The sequence below is a fragment of the Enterobacter sp. IF2SW-B1 genome (assembly GCF_001743375.1).
Taxonomy (GTDB): Bacteria; Pseudomonadota; Gammaproteobacteria; order Enterobacterales; family Enterobacteriaceae; genus Enterobacter; species Enterobacter bugandensis.
This window is the reverse complement of record NZ_MJAA01000008.1, coordinates 432,433-438,432: the sequence shown is the minus strand read 5'-3', so window position 1 is coordinate 438,432 and position 6,000 is coordinate 432,433. Positions and strand designations below refer to the sequence as shown.

Below are 6,000 nucleotides of genomic sequence, written 5' to 3'. Positions count from 1 at the left end.
GAAGCATCACAGCGAATGGCTTAAAGACGGTACATCAGCTCTTTGGCAGGCAGCGCTTGATGAACAGGCGAAGAAATATCCTGATCTGGCACTATTCAACCGTGACTTCATCAATAAACTGGTGTGGATGAAGGATGTACCAGAGATCCATAGCGATGAAGCTCTGTGGCATATGCACCCAATAGTGTTTCTTGACGCAGTAAGTGTTTCTTCATTATCCCTTGAAGAGGCAAGGGCAAGGGCATTCATGCGTATGCTCCGAGTCGGAGAAGGCACTGTTGGAGAAACCGGCTATGAAACTTTATTTGGTGGACAGTCCTTTATTAAGGACTACCATAAAGACTTTAGCAATCATCCGCAAATTTCGATTACAAGGGGCAATTTAACCTCATCAGCAGCAGGTGCATATCAGGTAATGGGGTACACCTGGAATGATCCCAAAATGATCTCTCACCGTGCAGTTGCCGGTATTGCGGATTTCACTCCAAAGTCTCAGGATGAATTTTGTGTTCTAATTTTCAAATATAAAAGAAAACATTCATTAGATAAAATCATGTCCGGCGACATTGATGGTGCATTAGATATTTTAAGTTATGAATGGGCAAGTCTTCCGCCTGGAAGGTATGGTCAGCCAGCGAAAACAAAGTCTGAAGCACTTTCTTTATACAATTATTATCTGGATGAAGAAGTTAAGGGACAAACAGATCTTCACCTTGACATTGGTTATATTACAAAAACAGCGGAGTCAGAATAATGAAAGCTTGGCCTTTTACATTATTGTTAATTTCAATAGCAACCCATGCAGACTCAAACTTTGGAGTGTGGAGTACTAGTTGTGATGATGATGGTTTTTCTATTACTATTGACAAAAACATCAATCCACTTGTTGTTAATGACAATCAGATTGTTGTCAATGTTCATTCTAACGAAATATCTAAAGAGAAAGTTGATATTTTCTACGACAGTGTAGCTGATCTTGGCCGAGGTGGAATGAATTTTGATTGGAAGAATGTAAGTTCAACTACGCCTCTGGCAGAATTAAACATCGTTAATCGAAATGGCGAATTTCGATGGAATGGGTTTTACGATAGAAAGAAATCCAAATATTATTGGGTGAATGATCCTGATTTTGTACAATCTTATGCAAACAATGGCGTAATTAAATTGCATAAGTGCGAAAAAGAATGAATGTTGCGGAGGCGATCCCTCCGCGCTCTTATTTTAGGTAGTATCACTAATCCCATTGTATTCCGTCAATTACATAACAGACTGAAGATAAGGGAAATGTATGCAGATAGCGCCGGATGATACCTGAACCGCTCTTCTCATGACCAACCACCTGTTGCAAGTGCGACAAGTTACCAACCCAGCCAGCAAAACAGGTGGAAATCATTGTGTGACGGAAACTATGCACCAATCGCCTCTGTCCATAATCATCAAGGCACGGAATCCCAAGCTGATCGCGAACGTCAGCTAACACTCTGCCGATCTTCGTCATGTTCTTACCCGACACAGGCGAGAAGATTTTCTCTTTCCACTGACGATTAACGAAATCGAGGAACCCCACTCGATCAGTTTGGGGTGGATCGCAACTTGTCGCGTTGCATTTTCGGTTTTCCCCTGCCCCCTTCTGCTATCAGGAGATAATGCCGCTGGCTGTCCTCGTCATACTTGATCTGTGATTTCTCCAGTTTGGCGATCTCTCCCCTTCTTGCTCCTGTGTATGCCAACAGCAACGTGATCCATTTCTCCCTGCCGTTAGGCTGCTTGAGCACCCAGCCAACAAATTTTCTCATTTCTGCTGCACTATATGCGCCAAATCTCGCTTTGGACGGCGCAGCCGCTGCACCATCAGTCGGAGACTTCTCCAGGATGTCTTTGTTGTCGGTTAGGAAGGTTTTGAACAGCGATTTGTAAATCTTCAGATGCTTGTGGATTGACTCCGCACCAACCGAATCTTCAGGCGGCACATCATCGCACTCGATCAATTGCTGGACAGTCATCGAACGGTAAGGCTAAACAACACGCTTAGGCAGGTTTTCAACAACTTCCAGCACCTGCTTAATGTCCTGTTTGGTGATCGTCGTGACATCAGTTGTTGTACCGAGGACAATCAACAGCACTTCCATAAAGCGTTTATTGGCTTGTGAGATTGCCTTTGCCCTGTTGTGGGGTCAGTCCATAAATGACTCTGAGCTGTCTGTTAAACCCGTGGCGATTGAGAGATGGTAATATCCTGCTTTTAGATGCGTGGAACGAGAAGAAACAAGCTTGATAATTACAGGGGCTATCGTGCCCCTCTTTTGAACCGAAACCATTCTCCATAACATTTCCATTACGTCCAAAAAACATCCACTTTTTCAGCGTGTAAGAAATAGCTCGAACAACATAATTTTTTCCGCTTTCAGTCAGTCTCTTTTACGTTTCATTAATCATTAAAACTTATTTCGAATGAAATATAAAGTAATCCACAAACCGTTTAACCCCGCTAAACATTTAGCCTCTCAATCAAGGGGTTACCGCGAAACTCGCGTTTGGCCCCTCATCTTATAAGTTAATGTAAACATTGAGATATTTCCCTTCACCTCTTAAAAATTCACTTTGGATATTCATGCCATTTATGATTTAGATCAATATCCAAAAGCTCGCATTAATTGATAGTTACTGCACGTTACGAATTAAGTGATTTATTCAAAATTTAACGTAACTCCGTTATTTTAATCGGGCGTAACCAGACGTTACATAAACAAGCCAGGATAGCCAGCCTTGCCCTTTTTTACTTTTTAAATGATGAGTGTTTTACAAATGAAAGTTGTTAAAAATGCCGTTACTGCTTTTGTATTTGGTGTTATTTTCACTGGCTCTATGAACGTAACTCAAGCAGCTGATGTAAACGTAAACCTTAACGATAACGTATTCAATTCAGGTTCTTTTATTCAGGTTCAGGGGACTGACAATACCGCTTATAATCTGGATAATATGAAAGCTGAAAATGTAAAACAAGACGTGCAGATCTATAACTTACAAGGCGATCGTGAGCGGATGCAAAACGAGATTGACGCAAGTAATGGTAATATCAGCACTAACGCCAATAATATTTCCTCTCTTCAGACTTCTGTCTCTGGTGTCGATCATGAAGCTAAATTAGCAGGCGCTCTTGCTGACACCGCTAATAAAAAAGGTGATGCGGCGTTACAGGGCGTTCTGACTAACGGAACTGCAATTACTAATATTGAAACTGTTAACGCTGTCCAGGATAGCCGCCTTGCAACTGTTGAAGCTACTAACGGTATACAAGATGGCCGCCTGTTAGCTCTTGAGAATGCACCGAAACCAACTAACGGGGTTGATGGAAAAGACGGCGCTAAGGGTGAGAAAGGCGTTACCGGCGCACAGGGCGTTGCCGGAACTAACGGACGTGACGGAGCGAATGGTAAAGACGGTAAAGACGGCAAAGATGGAAAAAATGGCGTGATGACCACCGTGACACGCACGCAGGTAGACACGGCAACACAGGCTAAAGTCGCTACTAATAGTCAGGCGGTTACGGCCGAGGCTCAGGAGCTGCAGGCGACCAAACAGACATTACAGGCTCTGAATAACAACGCTAACCAGCAATTTAGATCGCTGCGTGAGGAAGTCGATAATAACAAGAAAGAAGCAAACGCGGGTATCAGTGGCGCGATGGCGATGGCCGGTTTACCTCAGGTGCAAACAAATCAGCGCGTGATGTTCTCGGCTGGCGGTGCGACTTACAACGGTGAAAGCGCGTTAGCGGTTGGGGCGTCGGTTAACTTTAACGAACATATGGTTGGTAAAGTGAGCTTCTCTGATGACACAGCAAATAATATGGGGGCTTCAGTCGGCGTAGGGATTGGCTTTTAATAAATAACCAGTATGACAAAATACATTGTTATCTCTGTAATAGTGTACCTGATGCTTATTATCGTTGGCGCATGGTTAGGTATTATGTATCAGGCTTATTATATTTGCGGCTATTAAACTTTCTTCTATAGAATATTTTTCATCAAAGGTATTATCGTAATGATAAAGTCACTCTTAGCGGTATTAATAGCTGGCGCTGCCATCCTGCTTTCTGCGTGTACTTCACCTGCTCAGCGCATGGCCGAATGTGAACGCCAGGGCATTAGCAAAGATACCTGCTACCTGGCTGAGCAAAATCGCCAGAATGCTTATAATGAAGCCGCACAAAATGCAGCATGGGCGAACGCGCGTGATGCCGCAGCGGGTACGGGTATCTGGGATAAAAAAGACGCGAAACAACATGCTCAGGCGGCCAAAGCGGTACACGCCTTTAAATGGGAAGGAATGAAGATCACAATTAAAGGCGAGATCCTGGATGTCGATGGCGTATTGGGCGCGCTGGATGAAAATGAGCCTCAGGCAAAAGTTTATTCACAAGGGCTATACACCTTCATTTACTATCCTGCTAAAGGCAAATTAGCGGTGAGTAAAGAAGGAAAGTTTGAAGGCTACGCAACAAAGATTAAATAGAAAACAGAGGCGACACCTGTCGCCTTTTTAATTTGCAGGACTTAACGTATTACTCTAGCTGGCACGCCCCGGCCTCAATAAGCGATGCGGTTCCCGTCCAGGCAAACATTGTCAGTTCGCGCGCCCCTTCATCAGGATAAATGCGGCTGCTCAGGCACGCCTCCCCTTCATTGACAAACACTTCCACTGACGAGCTGTCAACGAACAGGCGCAGGCTTAGCGTGTCGTTCAGGTTAAGCGCGACGCTTCGGGTACCGCACAGGCCATACTGCGGATAATAACGCTCCAGCACCAGGCGCTGCATCTGCGCATCAACGTAGAGACGGAATCCGTCGCCAAGACGAATGCCGTACTGCTCCGCGCTGCTGTTAGCACAGTCCCACTGCAGAATGATCTCCATCGCATCGCAGCTTTCCACCTGAACGATCTGCTGATTGTTGAGCGTGCTCACCGGCCAGGGGAACCACGCTCCCCGCAAGCTTTCCACTTCTCTGGCTGGCCGCATCTGCAGGCGGTTATCCGCGCTTAGCGTCAGTTCGCGCGGTAAAGAGAGCATGCCAGCCCACCCGTCCTGCTGTTCCGGAAGGGGAGATTCCCACATGTCCAGCCAGCCGATAACGATGCGGCGGCCGTCAGGCGTCAGGAAGCTTTGCGGCGCATAGAAATCATGCCCGCTATCCATCTCCACAAACTCACCTTCACGCACGAAAGGTTGGCCGGGCTGCCACTCCCCCAGCAGGTAACCGCTCTGGAAAAGATTGCGATTTTTGAATCCCTCCGCAGCCAGCCCCTGAGGTGAAAACATCAGCACGCGTTTGCCGTTGAGAGTGAAAAAGTCCGGGCATTCCCACATATAACCCATCTCTTTTTCAGCCACCGCAAGCACGCCCATATCCTGCCATTCGCGCAGGTCGTCAGAACGGTAAACGCGCACCTGGCCCGTCTCGCCATCCCGCGCGCCGACAACCATGTACCAGCGCTCCCCTTCCCGCCACACTTTCGGATCGCGAAAGTGATGCAGCCCAGGCGGCGTGTCAACGATCGTTCCTTGCCGCGTAAAATGGACGCCATCACGGCTGGTTGCCAGGCACTGCACCTGGTAAAGGTTAGCCTCGTCATCCGGATCGCCGTGGAATTTGTGGCCGGTATAAATCAGCGCCAGCGTATCGCCATCCACCACCGCCGAGCCGGAAAAACAGCCGTCCTTATCCTCTGGCCCTTCCGGTGCCAGCGCCACCGGGAGGTGTTCCCAGCGAACTAAATCCTTGCTGCGCGCATGGCCCCAGTGCATCGGCCCCCACTGGGTCGAGTACGGATGATGCTGGTAAAACGCGTGATACCAGCCGTCAAACCACACCAGACCATTCGGGTCGTTCATCCAGCCGGCACGCGCGGCGAGGTGGTAACGCGGATACCAGCGCAGGTTAAGATCGCCGCGTTTGGCCTGTAATGATTGTTCAGCTTTGACAATGGAATACATCATTT

5 protein-coding genes and 1 pseudogene are annotated in these 6,000 nt (G+C 47.1%); 4 read left to right on the top strand and 2 right to left on the bottom strand.

The annotated features are described in order from the left end of the window. Positions 1–754 (top strand): glycoside hydrolase family 104 protein (locus A6013_RS27320; protein ID WP_175437392.1); only part of this gene is annotated, 754 nt, incomplete at its 5' end. Continuing rightward, on the top strand, positions 754–1,188 hold the full coding sequence (locus A6013_RS17935) for a hypothetical protein (protein WP_069733520.1): 435 nt from the start codon (positions 754–756) through the stop codon (positions 1,186–1,188). The genes A6013_RS27320 and A6013_RS17935, both read left to right, overlap by 1 nt. Before the next feature lie 46 nt (positions 1,189–1,234). Here A6013_RS17935 and A6013_RS17930 read toward each other — a convergent pair. Beyond that, a pseudogene (locus A6013_RS17930) lies at positions 1,235–2,168 on the bottom strand (integrase); the annotation flags it as partial. A gap of 637 nt (positions 2,169–2,805) precedes the next feature. On the opposite strand from A6013_RS17930, the gene A6013_RS27615 reads away from it, so the two are divergent. Together A6013_RS27615 and A6013_RS17920 are read left to right on the top strand one after the other, a co-directional pair. Further along, positions 2,806–3,885: a YadA-like family protein gene (locus A6013_RS27615; protein ID WP_248035731.1), complete on the top strand. Its 1,080-nt coding sequence runs from the start codon at positions 2,806–2,808 to the stop codon at positions 3,883–3,885. A gap of 159 nt (positions 3,886–4,044) precedes the next feature. Continuing rightward, on the top strand, positions 4,045–4,515 hold the full coding sequence (locus A6013_RS17920; RefSeq protein ID WP_069733519.1) for a hypothetical protein: 471 nt from the start codon (positions 4,045–4,047) through the stop codon (positions 4,513–4,515). 49 nt (positions 4,516–4,564) lie between these two features. Here the strand turns inward: A6013_RS17920 and A6013_RS17915 are convergent, their stop codons facing one another. Continuing rightward, entirely contained in the window at positions 4,565–5,998 is a 1,434-nt protein-coding gene (locus tag A6013_RS17915; RefSeq protein ID WP_069733518.1) for a glycoside hydrolase family 32 protein, read from the bottom strand. Positions 5,999–6,000: the final 2 nt, after the last annotated feature.